The 20,570-nt window shown below is 61.1% G+C and carries 14 protein-coding genes and 3 pseudogenes; 7 read left to right on the plus strand and 10 right to left on the minus strand.

Annotated elements, in window-relative coordinates; genetic code table 11:
• The 5 genes from BH683_RS25010 to BH683_RS25030 form a co-directional block, all read right to left on the minus strand.
• Positions 1 to 1,224 (minus strand): oxygenase MpaB family protein, encoded by a 1,224-nt coding sequence (locus BH683_RS25010; protein WP_084839014.1) that lies wholly within the window; start codon positions 1,222 to 1,224, stop codon positions 1 to 3.
• 317 nt (positions 1,225 to 1,541) lie between these two features.
• A complete protein-coding gene (locus BH683_RS25015; RefSeq protein ID WP_084839015.1) occupies positions 1,542 to 2,735 on the minus strand; it encodes a cytochrome P450 in 1,194 nt (397 codons plus the stop codon).
• The gene (locus BH683_RS25020; RefSeq protein WP_084839016.1) at positions 2,732 to 4,297 is read right to left on the minus strand and encodes a bifunctional 3-(3-hydroxy-phenyl)propionate/3-hydroxycinnamic acid hydroxylase; all 1,566 of its coding nucleotides are present in this window, start codon (positions 4,295 to 4,297) and stop codon (positions 2,732 to 2,734) included. The genes BH683_RS25015 and BH683_RS25020 overlap by 4 nt, the downstream gene beginning before the upstream one ends.
• Entirely contained in the window at positions 4,294 to 5,238 is a 945-nt protein-coding gene (locus BH683_RS25025) for a fumarylacetoacetate hydrolase family protein (protein ID WP_084839017.1), read from the minus strand. The genes BH683_RS25020 and BH683_RS25025 overlap by 4 nt, the downstream gene beginning before the upstream one ends.
• Positions 5,235 to 6,359, minus strand: a complete 1,125-nt coding sequence (locus tag BH683_RS25030; protein ID WP_084839018.1) for a VOC family protein — start codon at positions 6,357 to 6,359, stop codon at positions 5,235 to 5,237. Before BH683_RS25030 ends, BH683_RS25025 begins: the two co-directional genes overlap by 4 nt.
• 107 nt (positions 6,360 to 6,466) lie before the next feature.
• Here BH683_RS25030 and BH683_RS25035 point away from each other — a divergent pair, with 107 nt between their 5' ends.
• Positions 6,467 to 7,102, plus strand: a complete 636-nt coding sequence (locus BH683_RS25035) for a TetR/AcrR family transcriptional regulator (protein WP_084839019.1) — start codon at positions 6,467 to 6,469, stop codon at positions 7,100 to 7,102.
• A gap of 25 nt (positions 7,103 to 7,127) precedes the next feature.
• Positions 7,128 to 7,886, plus strand: coding sequence for a GAF and ANTAR domain-containing protein (locus tag BH683_RS25040; RefSeq protein WP_084839020.1), 759 nt, complete (start codon positions 7,128 to 7,130; stop codon positions 7,884 to 7,886).
• Positions 7,887 to 7,955: 69 nt separating this feature from the next.
• Here the strand turns inward: BH683_RS25040 and BH683_RS25045 are convergent, their stop codons facing one another.
• Positions 7,956 to 8,846: a PE-PPE domain-containing protein gene (locus tag BH683_RS25045; RefSeq protein WP_168187119.1), complete on the minus strand. Its 891-nt coding sequence runs from the start codon at positions 8,844 to 8,846 to the stop codon at positions 7,956 to 7,958.
• 648 nt (positions 8,847 to 9,494) lie between these two features.
• Positions 9,495 to 9,874: pseudogene (locus tag BH683_RS25050) on the minus strand (helix-turn-helix domain-containing protein).
• Positions 9,875 to 9,952: 78 nt separating this feature from the next.
• Between BH683_RS25050 and BH683_RS25055 the strand changes: the two are divergent.
• Positions 9,953 to 10,362 (plus strand): annotated as a pseudogene (locus BH683_RS25055) (RidA family protein).
• Between the two features lie 788 nt (positions 10,363 to 11,150).
• A pseudogene (locus tag BH683_RS25060) lies at positions 11,151 to 12,314 on the plus strand (IS3 family transposase).
• A gap of 97 nt (positions 12,315 to 12,411) precedes the next feature.
• On the opposite strand, the gene BH683_RS25065 reads toward BH683_RS25060, so the two are convergent.
• Positions 12,412 to 13,191 carry an SDR family oxidoreductase gene (locus tag BH683_RS25065; protein WP_084839240.1) on the minus strand — a complete coding sequence of 260 codons (780 nt, stop codon included), beginning with the start codon at positions 13,189 to 13,191 and terminating at the stop codon, positions 12,412 to 12,414.
• Between the two features lie 416 nt (positions 13,192 to 13,607).
• Here BH683_RS25065 and BH683_RS25070 point away from each other — a divergent pair, with 416 nt between their 5' ends.
• Positions 13,608 to 14,888 carry a multidrug effflux MFS transporter gene (locus BH683_RS25070; RefSeq protein WP_084839022.1) on the plus strand — a complete coding sequence of 427 codons (1,281 nt, stop codon included), beginning with the start codon at positions 13,608 to 13,610 and terminating at the stop codon, positions 14,886 to 14,888.
• 377 nt (positions 14,889 to 15,265) lie between these two features.
• Here BH683_RS25070 and BH683_RS25075 read toward each other — a convergent pair whose 3' ends face one another.
• Both BH683_RS25075 and BH683_RS25080 read right to left on the minus strand, forming a co-directional pair.
• On the minus strand, positions 15,266 to 16,984 hold the full coding sequence (locus BH683_RS25075) for an FAD-dependent oxidoreductase (RefSeq protein WP_084839023.1): 1,719 nt from the start codon (positions 16,982 to 16,984) through the stop codon (positions 15,266 to 15,268).
• 145 nt (positions 16,985 to 17,129) lie between these two features.
• Positions 17,130 to 18,332 (minus strand): FAD-dependent oxidoreductase, encoded by a 1,203-nt coding sequence (locus BH683_RS25080; protein ID WP_084839024.1) that lies wholly within the window; start codon positions 18,330 to 18,332, stop codon positions 17,130 to 17,132.
• Between the two features lie 206 nt (positions 18,333 to 18,538).
• Between BH683_RS25080 and BH683_RS25085 the strand changes: the two genes are divergently transcribed.
• Both BH683_RS25085 and BH683_RS25090 read left to right on the plus strand, forming a co-directional pair.
• Entirely contained in the window at positions 18,539 to 19,132 is a 594-nt protein-coding gene (locus BH683_RS25085; RefSeq protein WP_084839025.1) for a cupin domain-containing protein, read from the plus strand.
• An 89-nt stretch (positions 19,133 to 19,221) separates the two neighbouring features.
• Positions 19,222 to 20,304 (plus strand): CE1758 family FMN-dependent luciferase-like monooxygenase, encoded by a 1,083-nt coding sequence (locus BH683_RS25090; RefSeq protein ID WP_084839026.1) that lies wholly within the window; start codon positions 19,222 to 19,224, stop codon positions 20,302 to 20,304.
• The last annotated feature ends 266 nt before the right edge of the window (positions 20,305 to 20,570 follow it).

Raw genomic sequence — 20,570 nt, forward strand, 5'->3', positions numbered from 1 at the left:
TCAGGGGTGGTTGGGGTTGTTGATGACGGGGATGCTGATGTTGATGGGCATGCGTAGTTCTGACATGTAGAACAGGACGAATTGGCGGAGGAATTCGTCGAAGAGCCAGTAGGCTTCTTCGGGTACGCCGAGGTCGAGTCCGCCTTCGCGGACGATGACGTAGGGGCCCCAGGCGGTTTCGAGTAGTGGTGTCCATACGGGTTCGGTGGGGATGTGGAGCCAGTTGGCGATGTCGTTGCCGAGCATGAAGCGGGTGAGGGCGCCGAGGATGGGTCTGCTGAGCAGGGTGAGGTCGAGGTTCATGCCCAGGCTCAGGAGGATGTCGGCGAGTTTGATGCCTTCGGGGGTGGGGGCGAGGATGGGGTCGAGGACTTGTTTGGCTTGGGAGTCGGCTTCGTTCCAGGAGGAGGGGATGTATTGGTCTTCGACGCCGAGTAGGTGCGCGGCCAGTTGCCAGGAGTGCAGGAACCCTTCGGATTCGTCGGCGGCGATGGGGACTTTCCACTTTGTGAGGTTGCGCATCACCGTGGTGGGCAGTGAGTGCCAGGTGACCATGATGTCGGCTTGGCTGATGGGTATGTCTTCGGGTGCTGAGTTCACCCAGTGCGGCGATTGGGGTAGCAAATGGCGAACGGCGGCGTGTGCGAGGCGGGTTTTGACGCAGGTGACGACCATTTCGCCGTCGGGTTGGTAGGCGTTGAGTGAGCCGATGTCGTAGCCGAGTTTGGCGGTTTTGGTGATGCGGTCTTTCATGTCCGCGCCGCCTTTGGAGTAGTAGACCGCGCGGGCTTCTTTGGGGATGACGGTGCTCATCATGCCGCTGGCGAAGCCGTAGAGGACGCCGAGGTAGGTGCCGCGTTTTTGGTTGAAGTTGACTGCGCTGACGAGTTTTTGTTCGTCGGCCCAGTCGGGGAGTTGTTTGGCGTGTTCCATGAAGTCGCGGAGTTCGCTGGATAGTCCGGCGGGCAGTGGTTGGGAGTTCTTGGTCCAGTGTTTGAGGAGTTCGTTGACCTTGGGCACTTCACCTCGGTCCAGGAGTCCGGCAACGACGGGGTCGGCTTCGACGTCCCAGACGTATTTGGGGTCGGCGCCGCTGCCGACGCCCGGGACCGAACCTGCGGGCGACCAGGTCCACGGTGTTGCCGGCGCTACCAGGGCCGCGGCCCCCGCGGCTCCTAATACTCCGCCGGCTTTCAAGGCTTTTCGTCTGTTGAAACTATCCATTTCCGTGTCCCCGTCCGTCAGTGCAGGCTGATGCAATGAAACGCAAAGCGTCTCTCTGTAACATCAATAGCACACGTGTGGTCGGGGTCACAAGGGTCACCTCAGCGCCCGCATCTGGTCAGGGTGCCACTTCCGTGGCCGTTGCAGATCGGCCCTGAGATCGTCCGTATCAGCGCAGGCAAACGGAAATATGCCCTTCATCGGCGCTCAGATGGACGATCTCAGGGTGTGTGGGTCTCTCCAGTCACGACAAGGCTCCGATCGTTGACGCTGCCGAGTATTTCTTGGCCGGGCTCGACGTCAATTGCCGTACGTCGTCACGTGAATCTCGCTCGGAACGATTCGAACCCCTGGAGGCAGTTGTTGGACAACGGCACCGGATCCGAGACCTCGATGGCCTTTACTCGGGTGAGCACTTCGTGGAGGAGGGTTTGCATCTCCAGCTTCGACAGTTGCATGCCGACGCAGGTGTGCATGCCGTGCCCCCAGCCGAGGTTGCTGCCCCGGCGCTGCAGCGAGAATGTCTCAGGGTCGTCGAACCGGCGTTCATCCATGTTGGCGGCGGCATAGAGCAGTACGACGCGCTCGCCGGCAGGGAGGCGAACGCCGTCGACCACGGTGTCGCGAGCTACCGTGCGGGTGAATCCGCGGACCGGTGAGCAGAGGCGGACCGCCTCCACGACAGCGGTCGGGATCAACTCGGGTTCGGCCTGCAATTGGGCGTAGACATCCGGGTTCTCTCCCAGGCTCCAGAGAAGCCGGCCGGTCGCGAGGATGGTGGTGTCCAGACTCGGTGCCACGAAGTCGATGACCATGGTGCGCGCTTCGGACCTGCTGATCTCGCCGCGATCGGCGGCATCGAAGACGCTTCTGGCCCACCCATCAGGCGTGACCCGAGATCGGCGCAGTCGCAGTGTGTACAGCCACAGCCCGAGTGCTGTAGGGGCAGCGTCCAGCGAGCGCCGGTTCATCGGCCCGAGGATGTCGAATGTGCCTGCACCCCAGCTCAGTAGTTGCCGGGGTCCTACCTCCACCCCGACCAGGTCCGCCACCGCGGCGACCGGGAGGCGCGAGGCGAAATCGGCGATTCCGTCGAACGTGTCCCGTTCGAGCAACCGTTCCACGGTGGCACGAGCTTCATCACGCAGGACAGGCAGCGACGGCCGGATCGCACGGGAGGTCAACGACTGCATCAGGACTCGGCGACGCATCGAGTGTCGGTCGTCGTCGCTGGACAGTACGGTCTTGCGTCCGAGGAGGTTCGCCACGGGGTTGGCCGCGACCCCGCTGCCGCTGCGAAAGGTGGCGTCGTCGCGCAGCGCACTGCGGACGTCGTCGAACCTCCCCATCGCCCAGACGTTGTGCCGTGGCAGCCAGACGAGCGGACCGGCGTCGCGGATCTGCCGGTACACCGGCTGGGGATTGACCAGCGCGTCGTGTCCGTACAGGTCGATGTCGACCGTCGGGGCCTGTCGTCGTGCGGAGCGTCGGGTGGCGAGATCGAGTGTCATACCGGTGTTTCTTCGAGGTCGGTGCGGTGTACACGCTGGTAGGCGGAGAGCAGTCCGCCTACGTCCGCGCTGGTGCGGGCAGATGCCATCACGACACGATCGGGGCGCAGCAGTACTGCGTGGGTGTGCCGCGAGCGCATCACGGCAGACGGCGACGGGTTGCTCGAGGGCACGCACGTCAGGGCATCCACGTCGACATGCGTCAGGCCGTTCGCCGCTGGTCGGTAGGCGGTGTGGTCACGCAGGGGGCCGCGAGTGATCAGCGCGTAGCCCGTTCCCAGCAGGTCGTCGAGCCGGCGGGCGCCGTCGGGTGTCCGCAGCCACGGTTGCGGGAAAAGGGTCCCGTTGAGGCGCGACCGAAACCCGCGGCGTCGGACCAGCGGCCCGCGACGCAGTGCGGGGCTGGCGTCGGGCACCGCACTCGTGATCCGGGGGATGTGGCACGCCGCTGCGACCAGTGCCCTGCGAATGGACGCGAGGCGGTCCTGGCCACCGGTCAGGCCCCATCCGACGACCAGGGCCATCACGATGATCCGGGTGGCGTGTGGTTTGCGTTCGGATTCGTAGGTATCGAGGAGCGAGTCCTGCGCGACGCCGTCGAGGACGTCGGCCAGCTTCCAGGTCAGGTTGAAGGCATCGCGCAGTCCCGATCCGAGCCCCTGGCCCACGAACGGCGGAGTCTGATGGGCCGCGTCGCCGGCGAGGAACACCCTGCCGTCGCGCCAGGTATGTGCCACTCGCGCCCGGAAGGTGTACGACGCGTGTCGCATGATCTCGGACTCGGCCAGTGCGGTCGGGGACAGCCACGGCGACAACAGCTGTCGCAGGGAATCCTCTGCTCGCAGTGCGTCCAGGTCTTCGTCCCCGTGAACTCGGAACTCCCAGCGGTACCGGTTGCCGGTGACCGGCATGAACGTGGCGGCGCGGTGGGCGTCGCAGATCTGGTGAACGCCACTCCACACGTCCAGCGGTGCCGGGGTGAGCACGTCGACCACCAGCCATCGCTCGTCGAACCTGAAGTCGCGCATGGTGATACCGAGTTGCTCGCGCACAGCGCTGTTGGCCCCATCGCAACCGATCACAGCGACCGCATCGACGGCCGCGGTAGTACCGGCGAGGTCTCGATAGCACACCACCGGCCGCGCACCGCCGCTCACTTTGGTGACCTGGCAGCCGCGTCTCACGTCGATCAGGTCGACCTCCGCTGCCTTGTGCAGAAGAATGCGTTCGAGATCGGGTTGGTCGAACATGCTGTCCGGCGGGAAACCGTTGCGACCGTCACCGGTGTCGCGCGTGAACTCCGTCATCACCCGCCCCCGTCCGTCGACCAACCTCATACCCGGCATCGGTCGGGTCTTCGGCGCGAACTCGTCGGCGATGCCGATGGCCTGCAGAATGCGAAACACCTCGTCGTCGAGGTGCACCGCACGCGGCAGCGCATACGGTTCGCGGTGACGCTCGAGGATCACGCTCGCGATGCCGCGTTGGGCAAGGAGTAGGGCGCAGGCGACCCCCACGGGGCCTGCGCCGATGATGACGACGGGGTCGATCGGGGTGGTCATGAAAATCTGACCCGGCAACGTTGACGCCCCAGGTCGATTGCGCCGTCATCTGTCGCGATACGAACCTCGACGACGTCACCGTCGTTGAGGTACTTGGGGTTCGAGGCCTGACGCCTGAAGAAGGTCTTCCACTTGATGTGCGGTGGGATGAGCGCCCCGATGATCTCGATCGGCTTGGGCGGCGCGGACAGCGCAGTGCCGCCCGGGGTGCCGGTCAGCAGCAGATCTCCGGCGTCGAGCCGTTGGAAACCGGTCAGCACGGCCAATGCGCTGACCGGGTCGATGATCATGTCGCCCCCGACGCGCCCGTTCTGACGTCGTTCGCCGTTGACCCAGAGCTGCAGGCGGAGCTGATCGAACCGGCGCCATTCTTCGTGGGTGAGCAGCACCAGACGGGGCCCGGCCGGAGTGAATGTGGGATACGACTTCGACTCGTAGAACTGGGTTTTCGGCAGCTGGAGGTCGCGAGCGCTGACGTCGTTGGTGATCACCACGCCGGCGAAGTACTCGCTGAGGTTATCGGCGGTGATGGTCGTGCCGACCCCGATGGTGGCGCCGGCAACCATGCCGATCTCGACTTCGTAGTCGAGCAGCTGGACATGTGCCGGCTTGACGATGTCGTCGAACGGTCCGGTGATCGACCCGGACGTCTTGCGAAAGAAGGTCGCCGAAACCCGGACAGGGTTGATGCCGGAATCGGTTGCGTGACTGCGGTAATTGACCATCTGCGCCACCACACGGCACGGCACGGTCACCGGGGAGAGCAGAGTCAGATCTTCCACCGGTGTCGCGTCGGATTCGTCGCCGGTGGCGGCCCCGTCGATGGCAGCGCGGTCGGCCAACAACTCGCCGGTGGTCTCTGCCGGGGTGCGGATGGGGTACGCGGTGTCGCCGCGCTGGACCCACCAGCCACTATCGGTGCGCAAGACGGTTGTGGTCATGAACGTGCCACTTTCAGTAGGCCCAGAAGGCGATGGATATCGAACTCGTTGTCGTCTCGAAGACCCGTGAGCATTCCCTTGATGAGCTCGGGATCGGGGTTGGCGCCGAGGAAGTCGCGGGTGACGGGCGGTCCCCACTGGGACAATCCGCTGGCGGTCATCGGCGCCCATCCCGCCTCGACGGTGCTGTCGAACATGTCCCCGTCGGCGAAATGCTCCACCATGAACCGGTCGGGATCACGCCAGTAGTCGAACAGCTGGCTGCCCTGGATGTGCCGACCGATGCCCCACGCGTGGTGGTGGCCCCGATCTGCCAGGTAGGCGCCACCGGCGGCGACCGCATCGAGATCAGCCACCTGATATGCGCTGTGTACGTACCGCGACATCGGCCCCAGCGTCATCGCCAAGGTGTGGTGATCTGCTGCGTCGCCGCCGCGGTCGCAGCGCATGAACGCCATCGTCGGCCCTCGATCGCGTTGGCCGGGGAAGAACAGGAAGTCGCTGACGATGAGCCCGAGCATCTCCTGGTACCAGGCCAGGTTTTCGCGAAAGCGCGGAGTCTCGAGCACTACGTGCCCCAGCCGTTGAACCCGCGCCGGCTCACACGGTGGACGCTGAACTGCATTGAAGCGCTCGACCTTCCCGCTGACATTGAAGGTCAGGGGTTCTTGGTCGGGGAGCGCGGGCAGATCGGTCATATCGGCAACCACCCGGACCTGCATCCCGGAGGGGTCGGTGAGGTCTATGGCCCAGCCACCGAGATCACCGAGCGGGTACACGCGCCGTCCGGATTCGCGGGACAGCCTGGACAGGTCATCCTTTCCGGCGGCCCGAAACGCCGGGCCGCTGAACCTCGACCGATGCGACCGCCGGATCAGGACGCAGGGCGCGCCCGACCAGGTGCCACGTAGCGACAACTCGTCGGCGGTCCGCGAGACGGTGCTGAAGCCGAAATCGTGGCCGAAGTGTTCAGCCTGCGCGACGTTCAGTTTCTCGAACTCGAGCCACGCGAGGTCGACCACCTTGACGACGGGCGAGGCAGATCGGTCTCGGGGATCGCTCGCACGGGCGCCGTCTTCGCCATGGAGATCGCTGTGCGCTGTTCGTGCCGGAACTGTCATGGAGGATCACCAACCTTTCTGAACCGATCGTCACTTGTGACGTCTTCATCGTCAACGGTCTTCAGTCTTGGAATCAGGTTCAGAACTGAATCGTTTAGGCTGGGTCGATGCAGGAAGTTGCGCAGTCCCGACTCGAGCGCCGCAAGGCGCGCACCAGAGCGGCGCTCGTCGATGCCGCGTGCGATCTGTTGGCCACTCCACGAGGCACCGAGGCGAGCGTCTCCGACATCACCAACCTCGCTGACGTCGGTCTCGGGTCGTTCTACAACCACTTCACCAGTAAGTCAGAGCTGTTCGAGGTCGCCATCAGCACTGTCCTCGAACTCCACGGCCGGTTGTTCGACGAGGCGACGGCCGGCCTCGATGATCCCGCAGAGGTCTTCGCCGCCGGGGTGCGAATGACTCTGCGGATGAGGACGACTCATCCCAAGGTGGCGCACACCATGATTCAGGTGGGCTTTCGCTACCTGGACAGCCCCGAAGGGTTGGCGCCGCGTGCCTACCGCGACCTCGAGGCGGCCACCGCGTCAGGCCGTCTCGACATCGACAACACCGCGATGGCGGTGGCCTGCACCGCGGGCGCCCTGTTCGGCTGTATCCACCTGATCGAACAAGACCCGTCGCTCGACACCGATACTGTTGCAGATGATCTGGCCGCCAGCTTGCTCACGATGTTCGGTTTGACCAAGGCCGAAGCGCGTGAGGTGTCGCGACGCCCGCTGAATCAACCCACGCTCATCTGAGTTCGCACCGCGCGCAAGGACATCGATGACTGAACACGAGCCCGCGAGGCCTGCGGCCGCCGAGAGCGACGACGATCTGCGCAGCGCCCTGTCGAGTCTGTCCCACCTGGCCACCGGGTCGTTGTCGTTGGCCGATGCGCTCACCCAGGTGACGGAGCTCGCGGTCCGGGCCATCCCTGGCGCCGACGGCGCCGGCCTTACGGTGCTTCACGATGACCGGCCCGACACGGTCGTCGCCGGCGCTGACTTCGTTCGCGAGATCGATGACATCCAATTCGGCCTCGACGAGGGGCCATGCATCACCGCCACGCGCACCGGCGAAATCGTGCGATCAGGGTCGTTGGGAGGGGAGTCGCGGTGGCCCACGTTCGGGTCGAAGGTTGGCCGGCTGGGGGTTCACAGTGTGCTGTCGCTGCCACTGCACACCGCCGATGGAGTCATCGGGGCCATGAACGTCTACGCCTATGCCAAGAACGCATTCGACACACGCGCTGAACAACTAGGCGAGCTGTTCGCAGGGCCGGCAGCGGTTTCGGTGCAGAATGCGCGCGCACTGGCCGGCGCGGTGTTGCTGGCCCAACGCCTCGAGAAGGCCCTGACGCACCGGGCGACGATCGACCACGCCATCGGAATCCTGATCAGCCGCAGCGGGTACACGCCTGCCGAGGCCTTCGACGCCTTGCGGGTCATCAGTCAACAGGACAACCGCAAACTCAGCGACATCGCGCAGTCGCTGGTCGACGACGCCGGTCGTCGCGCCCGGGCTCGCCACAACGAGACGTGACGGGCTCGCGGACAGACATTCGCCCGAGTGATCGCCACGCCGGAGCGTCCGAAAACCTGATCCGGCAGACTAATCGAGAGTTCGGTCTACAAGTGTTGTGGCCGCCAGCTCGGCGGCCACGTGGAACGCGGCATCGATGAGTGTCGCTGTGAAGGTATCTGAAGGCGCAGGCCAGCGCCCGTGTTCGACGGCGTCAAGGACCACCGGGACGGTGGGTAGCGACTGCAGGGCGGGTGTCGTCGGGCGGGCACCGTCGATGCGGGGCTGCTGGTAGTACACGTAGTCACCGGGGTCGTTCGGAATGGGCTGGGCATAGCCATGGTCACCCTCGTAGTAGCCGAGGATGCCGTTGGCGAACTCGAGCGGGTTGACGACAGGATTGGGTGCGTTGCAAATGATGTCGTTCGAGTTGCAGACGTCGGTGACGGGAATCGGGCCGCGGTTGTCGTGTCTGTCGACCGCCAACCCGGGCACGATCGGGGGGAGCTGCCCCAGGATGCCGGACGTCCCATCTCGCTGGGGGCGGATGGGGTTGCCGACGGTGGTACACGTGGTGTTGCCGCTCATCACGCTGTCGATCTGCCAACGGTCGCAGACCGTTGACACCACCACAGCCCCCAGGCTGTATCCCTGGGCGTTGATGTGGGTGTCGGGGCAGCGGGAGCGGTAAGACCTTGCCCGAGAGTCGAGTTCATCGGTGCCCACTGAGATCGATTCGTTGCCGGTGACTACGCCGATCGGTCGAATGGATGCGGGATAGTCGATGTTCTCGCGTGGGCCTGCCGGAACACCCGGAACGTGCTGCGAATGCGTGTCTCCGGTGCCGCCCACGGCGAACGTGACCTGGTCGGGACACGAGCCTGGTGAGGCCGGCGATGCCGCCGACAGCGAGGTGCTCACCAAGGTTCCGGCCGCGGCGACACTGAGGCATGCGGCAGCGATCGCTGATCTGTACAACACGGGGCCTCCAGAAGGCGGACGAATGACTGGGGATCGACTGACACCCAGTCGGCAATCGCATCTGTTTTCACGATCACGTCTTGCTGGTGGTCACGCTAGGTGGTGACTGTTGCTCGATGAATGATTGATCGGTACTGCGGTGTGAACACCGGGCGAACATGTACCCGGACCGATTGTCCGAACATCATCTGACGCGGAAGTGACGTCTTTGCCAAGAGTAGGTACACGGGAGGTCACGCTCTGGTGTACAGGTTGACGCTAAGCGTTTAAAAAGTTTGTGCAACAGTATATTTCGAAAAGTTCCGCACGCGACATGTTCGTGCGTCGGCCATGTGCGGGGGCTAAGGAAAAGTGCCACAATCGTTTCGGATGACGGGAGGCTTGCTACACGGCCTGGCCGTCCTCGACCGTGGTCGACACTCGGCTGCGGAATACGAACACGCGAAAGGTTTTCACGATGACTTCGACCTTCGAAATCGCTTTGCTCGACATCTTTCAGTTCCTCATCGACAACGCCGAGTCCCTGAGCGGCCTGCTCGGCTGATCATTCGCTGACGCGAACGACATTGCTATGCCCCGCACTCTGTTACAGAGGCGGGGCATAGCTGGTCTCCAGCGCACCTCTTCTGATCGTTTGAACAGCAGCAACTACGCGCTGTCCTCGGCAGCGTCGAAACTCGTGCGCGCCCGTTCGATAGCTGGCATGTGCGTGGTTGCCCAGTGCAGGATCACGTCGATCGGCGGACGGCGCGTTTTACCCAGTGGGGTGATCCGATACTCGACCGCGACCGGGCGGGAACTCAGTAGCACCCGCTCGATGATTCCGTTCCGTTCGAGCTTGCGAAGTGTTGCGGTCAGCGACTTCTGGGTGAGGGCCGGAATTGCCCGCCGCAGATTGTTAACCGGCAAGGCTGCTCGCAGAGTTCGTTGAGCACCGCCAACGACCACTTGTCGAGCACTTGATCGAGTAACTCGCGGTGTGGCGCGGTGATGGTGAGCTCAGCCGGCGCGCCGGGGGTATCGGTCATGAAACCACGTCTCCTTGAAGTGCCCTTGGTGTACCAGGTATCCGAGATATACCTACCGCTTCACACCAAGGAGACAATGTGCCCGTCAGTTACTCGACTCCCGATGGAATGCACAACCCACGCCGTATCACCACCTCGCGGTGGGTACGGGATCGCGCCACGTGCACGTCAGTGGACAGATCGCCCGCCTGGCCGACGGTTCGCCTGTTGCTCCGGGTGACCTGGCGGGACAGGTCGCGCAGGCGCTGCGCAACACGGCGACCGTGCTGGTCGGCGCAGGAGCCACGTTCAGCGACGTCCTGCGGCTGACGTTCTACGTCACGCACTGGTCGCCGGACAAGATCGGAGAGTTCATGGCCGGCGTCGAACGTGTCGCCGATGAGATAGGACTAGCGCTTCCGATGCCACCTGCCTCGTTGATCGGAGTCGACTATCTCTTCGAACCCGATGTGCTCGTGGAAGTCGAAGCCACAGCGATCATCGACTGATCACTACCGAACGCGGGACCCCGACCCGGTTTGCCGGGTCGGGGTCTCACTGCATGGGTCCAGGCTGCAGCTGTTGGCCGGACGGTCGATTAGTGACGGTGATCTTGCTCCGGGAGTACTGCGCTAAATCCAATTAGCGCAGATGCAAGGAGCCTCAACAGCGTGTGGACCCTGAAGGTGGCTAATGGAGCTGGTGGGATCGCCCGCTGGATGATGGGAGGCGGGTCCGTTGGGCGTATTGCGTCGAAGAACTGCTTGCGGTCGTATCTAGCGCGCGTCTGCTGCAGGGTGGAATAAGTCTGGGCTACGGCAGGTCTATCGCCGGCTGTGCTACACCGGACCTGGTCAACAGCATTGCGATCGGCCCTCGCGCTGATCGAACGCTCGATCCCTGACTTCTGCGATGGGCTGAGGGGACCTCGTCGCAGGCAGTCAATCGGTGCGCGGATCCCTCGGGATAATAAACCCGGTTTCGTATGCTAGGACAACTGCCTGGACACGGTCCAGGGGGACAACACGCCATCGACGGGCACCGCACGTCTGCGGGACTGTTAGACGGCAGCGGTGTCCACCGCAACGAGTGCCGCGGGGCCCGCGACCAGTCCGGTGTCGAAGAATGCGGTGATCAGTGTGCTAACCGCGACCACCGCGAACCTGCCAGCAACGGTAACCGGATGCGCTGGGATCGGTCTCATCCAGCAATCGATGATTTGAAAGAAGGGGACTGCCCCCACTTTGGTTGACATCTGACCTGTGAGATTTGATCTCACGGTGAAAGGATGTTCGACATGCCCAAGCCTTATCCGAAGGAGTTTCGCGCCGATGTGATCGCTGTAGCACGCAAGGGCGAGGCGACGGTGCGTCAGGTCGCCATAGACTTCGGGATCTCAGAAACCTGTTTACAGCGCTGGCTCAAGATCGCCGACCACGAGGACGGAATCAACCACTCCAACCGGCAGGCCGGATCGTCGGGGCTCGATGAGTCTGCTGAGCTGCGCGAGGCCCGCAAACGGATCAAACTCCTTGAGCAGGAAGCGGAGGTGATGCGCCGGGCGGTGGGCTATCTGTCGCAAAACGTCAACCCAAAATGATGTACCCGCTGGTCCTCGACCTTGCTGGCGACGGCATTCCCGTCACAGTGACCTGCCGGGTGCTTGGATTCTCTACCCAAGCCTTCTATAAGTGGCGTAAATGCCCAGTGTCCCAACGTGACTGGGACGATGCGCATCTGATCAACGCCGCCCGAAAGATCCATGCAGACGACCCCATGTTCGGCTACCGGTTCATCGCTGACGAACTACCCGAGCACGGCATCACCGCCGGCGAAAACCGCGTCGCGCGCCTGTGCAGTCAGGAGCAGATTTGGTCGGTGTTCAGCAAGAAGCGAGGGCTTAACCGCAAGTCGGGGCCGCCGGTCCACGATGACCTCGTCGGTCGTAAGTTCACTGCCGACGAACCCAACCAGGTGTGGCTGACCGATATCACCGAACACTGGACCGACGAGGGCAAGCTATACCTCTGTGCGATCAAAGACCTGTACTCGAACTCCGATTGTCGGGTACTCGATCGACAGCCGCATGAAGGCCTCACTCGCGGTCCGGGCACTTCAAAATGCTGTCGATCAACGCAACCCGGCCGGCACCATCGTCCACTCAGATCGTGGCAGCCAGTTCCGGTCTAAGAAGTTCGTAAAGCGACTGTCACGCAATGGACTACATGGTTCAATGGGAAGGGTTGGCGCATGCGGTGACAATGCTGCGATGGAGTCGTTCTTCGCGCTCTTGCAGAAGAATGTCCTCGACCAGCAACGGTGGTCTACCCGTGAGCAGCTGCGGATGGCGATCGTGATTTGGATCGAGCGGACCTACCATCGCAAGCGCCGCCAACGCAGGCTCGGAAGACTCACTCCGATCGAGTTTGAGACAATCAACCAGACCGCAACCGCGGCCTGAAACGCTCGACCCACTCGTCAACCGGAGTGGGGGCAGTCCCAAGTCCGCCCCCGGCCCCGCAAAGCCGTCACAACCTAGGTGCGCGCTGACTCAGTCATCAGTAGAAGATGAGGCCTGGCGTACCGCCGCCGGCAACGATGCAGTCGCCAGTAATTGCAGAGCTGCGAGGAGAAGCCAAAAAGCTAACCACCCAGGCCACCTCTTCCGGCTCCACAATTCGACCGATAATATTCGCAGATGTCCGCCCGGGCCCAAAGCCCCCGGCTTCTCCCTTCTGCTGGAGGTCAAGGTGATCTCGAGTGCGGGTCAGACCCGGGTGCACGACATTGACGTTTATTCCATGGCCGCCCAGTTCGTCGGCAATATTTTTGCTTAATGCAACAACCGACGCGTTTCGAACTGAGCCAATCAGGGAACCTGTCTGACGCGCAGCGGTTCCGCTAATATTTATGATTCGGCCCCACTGATTCTCAATCATTTGCGGAGCAACCGCTCGGATGGTCCGCAAATATCCGATCACCTTCACGTTGACCTGACGCTGAAACCGCTCGTCGTCGGCATCTAAGAAGCATGGCCCGAGCTGAGCTGGCTGTTCCGCAGCGTTGTTGACCAAGATGTCAATGCCGCCGAACGCACGAGTGACCGTGTCAACCAGAGCCCTGACGGACGCATCGTTTCCGGTATCGGATACTACACCGAATACGTCAGAATCAGTCTCTCCCGCGATCTTCTCCGCAGAGTCTTTCAGTACATCGCTTCGCCGCGAAGTGATGACCACCGACGCGCCCTGGCGAGCAAGTTCGGCCGCAATAGCGAACCCGATCCCGGTTCCGCCACCGGTGACTACAGCGCGCTTACCTGCAAGTTCAAGACTCATGGTGTGGAACCTCTCGGAGAGTAGCGGCATTAGCGATCGTCAGCAAACGGGAGCGTTGACCTACGTCGGAACGACTGATTACACTGTCAGTGTACTGAACATACTAACTCGACGCGCGGTTACACGGGCGCGGCATTCTCGAAGAGTGATCGGCGGCGAACACCGCTGCAAGTGCCCTACAAACCCGAAGGCGCAGCTGTTCGTCATCATCGCGCGACGGACTTCGGGAACTTTCCATGGCAATAGTCACTAACCGTCGCGCTGTTCTAGCGCACCACGGTTCACGTCTCTTGCCTCGCAAAATAACACATACGCGGGAGACGCCCCAGGGCTCGGTGCACTAGTTGCACGAGGCAGCTTTACCGACCATGAGAAGGACAACAACTTTGAAGTTTAGACCTCGTAGCGACGGGACGATGCTGCCCATAGCTCATGACGGGGAGATAGTTTCACCCCTGTCCCGCAAAAATTATCGTCCTAAATCAAGGCCCACGCTGACGGAACACGAACCCACGTTGGCGATGATTATCGCCCTGGGATTGATGGCTACCCTTGGTCCTGTTGCTATAGACATGTACCTTCCAGCGCTACCTGACATCGGGTCGGAAATGGGGGCATCTGCATCCACGATGCAATTGACGCTGGCCGGCACTCTCTTCGGACTCGGAATAGGACAGTTGATTGTTGGCCCGCTATCGGACTCGCTTGGACGAAAACGGCCGTTGATAGTCGGCATCTGTGTCAATATCGCCGCATCAACCCTGGCTGTGTTCGCGCCCACCATTGGAGTACTTGGAATCGCTCGAGTTTTTCAGGGATTGGGTGCGGCGGCCGCGGCGGTCATAAGCCTCGCCATGGTACGTGACCTATATAGCGGGCGAACTGTTGCAGTGATGTTAAGCCGTCTTCTTCTCGTCATTGGGGCCGCACCATTGCTCGCCCCTAGTATTGGAGGAGCAATTCTCACAGTGGTCGACTGGCGCGGGATCTTCGTCGTTCTGGGTCTAATCGGAATCTTAACCTTATTGGTCGCACTGTTCTATCTACCAGAGTCGTTGCCAGTGGGAAGCCGCCAACCACTGGCGTTCCGCTCTATATTGAGTACCTATCGGGTTTTACTCGGTGATAGACAGTTCTCCGCCTTCGCACTGGCCGCAGGCTGCGGCATCGGCGCGATGTTTTCTTATGTCTCCGGCTCGTCATTTGCATATCAAGAAGAGTACGGACTCGGCGAGCAGAGTTTCGCGGTTGTTTTTAGTATCGGTGCACTAGCCCTCATTCTGGCGTCCCAAATCAATATTCACTTACTGCGGCGGTGGACGCCGCGGACTATTGCGACCGCTGCGGTGACTGCTGGCTCATTAATCGGAACGGCCTTGATCACTTTATCTGCCACAGATAACAGCAGTTTGATCATCTTTGGAATTGTTGTCTGGTTCTTGATCGGTACTGTTGGCTTTCTTATCCCGAATGTGCAAGCACTGGCGCTCTCGCTACACCCGGACTCGGCAGGAAGCGCATCAGCCTTGCTAGGAGCACTGCAGTTTGGATTGGGTGCGGCAATCGCCCCGGTAGTCGGCGCGATGGGCGGTACCGGTCTTGCTATCGCGATCGCTATGACCGGCTGTATTGCACTGGCCATGGGTCTGATTCTCACGCTACCAAACGATAGGAAGAATCGTAGGACGGTAAGCTAACTCGAAACGGTGATCGGCGTCTTCTGTACGTCCGGCTATCTCATGCGCAGCGCACAGAGCACTTCGACAGTGAAGATAGTCCGATGCCGCCAACGGTCAGATGCCGGGAAGGCCGGCGGGCTCGGCTCCACGGTGTGCAGCGAGGTCCTTAACATAACAAAGTTTTAGTTTGCCGAAGTTTTCACAGTTAGATGCATTTTTTCGCTCGAATCCATCGCAAGGAGACGCCAGTCAGACTCAGTAAAGTAGAAGGTCGTCCCGCGATAGAAGTCACGTCGTAGAACTCGCAGCAGTGAAACTTCGTGGCCATATCGCAAGATCTCTCTCCTTAAGTGGTGGGGCACTACGGCTTCATCAGTTCGATCGCTCATCGCTCATCAGGCTTGGGCCGCGGCGATCAATGCCTCGGTTGTGACTAACTTGACACGGTGACGACCGGTACTCTTGCCGGCGTTCCTTTCGGCGAGATCGATTTTCTTCCACCCGGCGCCGTCGATTCGTTCAGCCCCCCGCTCTGCAATCAGATCGAGGACGTGCTCACAGGATTTCGCCGGCTGGGGTAGTTCGCCCTTGATGAAGTCGGTAATAACAGCCCTTGCTGACGCCTGACCACATATGCGGTTGATGCCGATGCCACCGGTAGCGCCGCGCTTTATCCAGCCGGTGACGTACACCCCTTCCGTCCGCTCACCTCGGAGCGGATCGATGACTCGTCCTTCTTCGTTGGGCACTACGCCTCGTGCTCCATCGAATGGTAAACCGTTCAAAGGATGTCCGGTGTATCCGACTGAGCGCATGACTGCGCCGGTGAATATATCGAACATCTGACCGGTCGGCCTGACGCTGATCAGCCCCGAGCTGGGCCTCGGGGGACGGTCAAAATTGTCGGTAGAGTCGTCTGGAGCTTCGAAAAATTCGTTGCGCGCACATCGAATCCGCTCGACGCCAGCCTCCGAACCCACGATGGCTGTGGGTGAGACCATGTAGCGTAATATAAGACGCTTATTTCCACCGGTCAGAGGCCGGTTGGCGAACTCTTCTGCGATTCGCACCTTGGTCGCGATTGTGGATTCAAGGGAGCCGTCTTCTCGAGCCTTTTGGTTGGCTACGTCGAGCACGAGTTCCTCGGGTTCGATAACGATATCGACCCCCGTCAAATCGCCCATCGCTAAAAATTCTGCGTTGGTATAGGCCGCCTGCGCGATCCCCCGCCGGCCCAGCAGAACGACTTCCTTAATGTTGCTCGATCGGAGCTTGTCCAACGCGTGATCGGCGATGTCGGTCTTGGCCAGATTATCGGGATCGTCAAGCAGAATCCGTGCGACGTCCAAAGCCACGTTGCCGTTGCCGACGATCACCGCCCGCTCTGTGCTCAGATCGAATACATGGTCAGCGAAATCCGGATGTCCGTTGTACCAGGCCACGAAATCGCTAGCCGCGAACGAACCAGGAAGATCTTCACCTTCGATTCCCATATGCTTGGCGGTGACCGCGCCATGAGCGTATATCACTGCACCGTAGTGGTTAAGCAATTCACTATGGGTGATGTGTTTGCCGACCTCTACGTTCAGGAAGTATTGAAACGTTCGTTTCGCGGCGGTCGCGGTGAAGGCCTTTTCTACGCCTTTCGTTGATTGGTGGTCGGGGGCAACGCCAGCACGTACGAGGCCATAGGGGGTTGGGAGTCGGTCGAACATGTCGACGTGGATTGCCGAGTGCTTGACGAGCTCTTCAGCCGCGTAGAACCCGGCAGGACCGGCCCCAACGATCGCCACATGAAGTTCGACGCCGGGGGGCACATGTGCCTTCTGGTGCGGAGAAAACACTGAGCCGGAGATGGTGTGGTCGGTGTAATAGTCGGCGTTGATCTGCTGATAACGCTCCTGGGGCTCTGAGAGCGCGTCATCTGGGAAAATCGCCTCGACGGGGCACGCGTCTATGCAAGCACCACAATCGATACACGTCTCAGGATTAATGTACAACATTTCAGCATTTATGAACTCGGGCTCATTCGGCGTTGGGTGAATGCAATTGACCGGGCAGACGCTGATGCAACTGGCATCGTTGCAACACGGCTGCGTTATCACATGCGGCACAGAATCTCCTAATCTCGCAACTTGGCCCGGAACACATACCGCGAGTTGCAGCTGACGAAACGTTTGACTAACTAAGACGTGCAATGAAGCTGATGGCCGGTGCGGCGGTATTGCCCCGGCGCGAAGTTTCCGAGCTCCGAAGAGCTCATAGACCCGATGTAATTGGCCGTAAGGCCATGTCAGACAGCAATTCCTGGCGTAACCGAATGGTCTCTCGAGGTAAGTTCCAGGTGAGAATTGCTTCCATCCGGCCTCTATGCCTGTAGACGGCTGCGAAACGTCCCTGTGAAGGATCGCCGCGGGTAATCGACACGGTGGCGGCATTGTGCGGTATCCCGTAAACCTGGATTTTCACGTCGAATTGATCACTCCAAAAGAACGGAATTGGTGCGAATGGTTCTTTGCGCGCACTCACCAGTGCGCGTGCGGCGACAGTTGCTTGTTCGAGCGCATTGGTCTGATGTTCCAAGCGCATTCGGCGTCCGTAGACCCTATGGTGCCAGCTGGCAACGTCGCCAGCCGCGACGATTCCCGGTGCTGCGACACAGAACTCGTCGCAGTCCACTCCGTTAGTGAGCGAAAGGCCGCTGTCGGCCAGCCAGTCGATGCTGGGGGTTGATCCGATGGCCATCAGCACGAGGTCTGCGTCTATCACCGATCCGTCGTTCATCGCGACGCCCGTCACCTGACCGTGGTGGCTGCGAAGTGCTGCCACCTCACTGCCGAGAGCCATCTCTACACCATGGGACTGATGTAACGTCGCAACGTGGTCCCCGATCTCTTCGCCGAGTTGGCGCATCATTGGAGTCGTCAGGGGGTCGACGATGGTGACGTGGAGCTGCGATTTCCTTGCCACTGCGGCGACCTCGCAACCCAAGAACCCCGCCCCTATCACAACCAATCGACGTCCCGGTGCAAAGTCCTTTCGGAGCGCGCGAGCGTCACTGGTGGTCCTGAGGATGTGAACCCCGTCGATGCCGGCAGTGTCTGGGAAGCGGCGCGGATTCACGCCGGTCGCGATTATCAAGCCGTCGTATTCGATGCTGGAGCCGTCGGCCATCTCAACCCGCTGGGCTTCACGATCGAGGTGTACTGCAGCGCTTCCGAGGCGCCATTGGGCATTCAAGGCCATTAGCTTGTCGGGTGAGCGAAACTGCGCCCGGTCCTCGGTCCAGGTTCCAGCAAGGAGCTGCTTCGATAGCGGTGGCCGCATATACGGGGCGGCGTTCTCGGCTCCAACCATCACAATGTCGCCGTTGAAGTTGTCTTTACGGAGCGTCTCGGCGGCAGTGAGGCCGGCCGCGGACGCACCGACGATCACAATCCGGTTCGGGTGTCTCTTGTCCATCGGATCCAAGCTTTAGTAGTAGAGGTCTGGGCGCTGGCCCTCGAGGCGAATCGGCGACCATCAATATTGATCAGTACACTGAGGAAAGGTAGTGTTCGTCACACTTGGAGTCAAGTGCGTGCTGGGCGGAGGCCCAGCATTGCGGTGTGTCCTCGGCGCCGGCGGGTGTCGGTGTCGAGCCGAATCACAAAGGAGACTAAGTGACTATGGATCAGAACTATGGCCGTGGCTGGCAGGCTTATTCCTTCGACAACGCGACAATGCACGAGGTCAAGGCGCATGGCGCGAAGACTGCAATCGGGGCCGCGGCTGCGTTCAATCGTGGGCCCGGGCGGTTGCAGATGAGCTTGCTCGAAATACCCGCAGGGGTGGCAGGGGATTCGATCGGGCTTCACATCCATCGCGATTTCCCGACCGGCCGAGACGTCGAGGAGATTTACATCCTCGTTGACGGCGAAGGTGTCATGACCTTCAGTAATGGTGACGAAGTCTCGTTGTGCCCTGGGGATTTTGTCACAACGTATCCTGGGACCGGACACGCATTCCAGGTCGCCGGAGATCGCACCGCGCGCATCATAGTCATCGTTCCCGAGGGGTTCCGGTCGGACGCGCCGTCGGCGCCCTCCGACCAGTTTCCGGATGAATTTGAACCCACGATTCGTATTGTCAGCTGTCATCCAACGTCCATGACGCCGGTAGAAGCGGAGTGTCGGAAATGTCACGATGCGTGGACGGTTGACGTGGGCAGCCCCGGAGGGGAGGGTCTGTCTCACTGGGCCGCGCAGCACGTGTGCAGATGATGCGGATGGACGTAGTGCCGGAGGTCGAGGCCTGCCCGGCCCGATGATGAACGGCCAGGTGGCCATACCGAGAGCGAGGAGTCGCAGCGATGCAGATCGGGATCTTCAGCATCGGTGACGTGACAACAGACCCCACCAGTGGGGTCACTCCGACCGAACATCAACGCATCAAGGCAACCGTCGAGATCGCAGTTAAGGCAGAAGAGGTCGGCCTCGATGTAGTAGCACTCGGCCAGCACCACGGTCCGCCTTTTGCGGCGACGTCACCGGCGACGACACTCGCGTTCATTGCGGCTAGGACGAAACGAATTATCTTGTCAACCGCAACGACACTGATCACCACGACCGATCCGGTCAAGATTGCTGAAGACTACGCTCAACTTCAGCATCTCTCGGATGGCAGGCTGGACCTCATGCTGGGTCGCGGGAACGCAGTACCGGTCTACTCCTGGTTCGGTCAAGATATTCGACACGGCATAGAACTCGCTTCCGAGAACTATGCGCTCCTTCATCAACTGTGGCGAAATGAAGGCGTTGACTGGGCCGGTCGTTTTCGAGCCCCGCTCGCTGGCTTCACCGCTACCCCTCGTCCACTCGACGGTGTACCCCCGTTCGTGTGGCACGGGTCAGTGCGCAGCCCCGAGGTGGCCGAAACGGCCGCCCGCTACGGTGACGGCTATTTTGCGCACCATGTCTTCTGGCCGATCGCACATACTGCGCGGATGGTGGACCTCTACCGCCGCCGTTTCGAACACCACGGCCACGGCACCTACAGTCAAGGGATCGTCGGACTCGGTGGCCAGGTGTACATGCATCGCAGCAGTCAGCGCGCGGTCAGCGAGTTTCGTCCATACTTCGACAAGGCGCCGCTGTACGGCAACGGGCGTTCCTTGGAAGAGTTCACGCAGAAGACTCCACTCACAGTAGGCTCCCCTCAGCAGGTCATCGATCGAACGCTTGGCTTCAGAGACTACGCCGGTGACTATCAACGTCAATTGTTCTTGATCGACCACGCGGGGTTGCCGCTCAAGAGGGTTCTAGCGCAACTCGATCTTCTCGGCGAGGAAGTGCTACCTGTGCTGAGGGCCGAATTTGCCTCACGAAAGTCTGCACATGTTCCGGATGCTCCTACGCATCAGTCTCTTCGTGCGGTACTGGCTCACCGCCGCTGAACAGTTGACTACCTGGTGCAAATCGATTAGGACCGCATCACACCGGGCCACCATCACCATTCGGTGGGGTGCTCCTGTCGCTGAGCCTCGGTCGGATTGTGCGGGCGGAGCCCTCGACTATGGCAGTAGTTCTGTCTGTCGCGGTCAGGACTGCCCGTCTGGGCATAGAAAACCTGCCGTATGTCAATGTCAAGGGTTGACAGAGTGGCATCAGACACTAAACTTGTCAGTACACTGAGCAATACTCGACCGAGGATCGCTCAGGA

This window comes from Williamsia sp. 1138 (genome assembly GCF_002095435.2).
Lineage (GTDB): Bacteria > Actinomycetota > Actinomycetes > Mycobacteriales > Mycobacteriaceae > Williamsia.

Excerpts from the sequence above, each read along its gene's own strand:
- BH683_RS25010 (WP_084839014.1), bottom strand. The coding sequence starts at position 1,224 with ATGGATAGTTTCAACAGACGAAAAGCCTTGAAAGCCGGCGGAGTATTA.
- BH683_RS25015 (WP_084839015.1), bottom strand. The coding sequence starts at position 2,735 with ATGACACTCGATCTCGCCACCCGACGCTCCGCACGACGACAGGCCCCG.
- BH683_RS25020 (WP_084839016.1), bottom strand. The coding sequence starts at position 4,297 with ATGACCACCCCGATCGACCCCGTCGTCATCATCGGCGCAGGCCCCGTG.
- BH683_RS25025 (WP_084839017.1), bottom strand. The coding sequence starts at position 5,238 with ATGACCACAACCGTCTTGCGCACCGATAGTGGCTGGTGGGTCCAGCGC.
- BH683_RS25030 (WP_084839018.1), bottom strand. The coding sequence starts at position 6,359 with ATGACAGTTCCGGCACGAACAGCGCACAGCGATCTCCATGGCGAAGAC.
- BH683_RS25035 (WP_084839019.1), top strand. The coding sequence starts at position 6,467 with ATGCAGGAAGTTGCGCAGTCCCGACTCGAGCGCCGCAAGGCGCGCACC.
- BH683_RS25040 (WP_084839020.1), top strand. The coding sequence starts at position 7,128 with ATGACTGAACACGAGCCCGCGAGGCCTGCGGCCGCCGAGAGCGACGAC.
- BH683_RS25065 (WP_084839240.1), bottom strand. The coding sequence starts at position 13,191 with ATGAGTCTTGAACTTGCAGGTAAGCGCGCTGTAGTCACCGGTGGCGGA.
- BH683_RS25070 (WP_084839022.1), top strand. The coding sequence starts at position 13,608 with ATGCTGCCCATAGCTCATGACGGGGAGATAGTTTCACCCCTGTCCCGC.
- BH683_RS25080 (WP_084839024.1), bottom strand. The coding sequence starts at position 18,332 with ATGGACAAGAGACACCCGAACCGGATTGTGATCGTCGGTGCGTCCGCG.
- BH683_RS25085 (WP_084839025.1), top strand. The coding sequence starts at position 18,539 with ATGGATCAGAACTATGGCCGTGGCTGGCAGGCTTATTCCTTCGACAAC.
- BH683_RS25090 (WP_084839026.1), top strand. The coding sequence starts at position 19,222 with ATGCAGATCGGGATCTTCAGCATCGGTGACGTGACAACAGACCCCACC.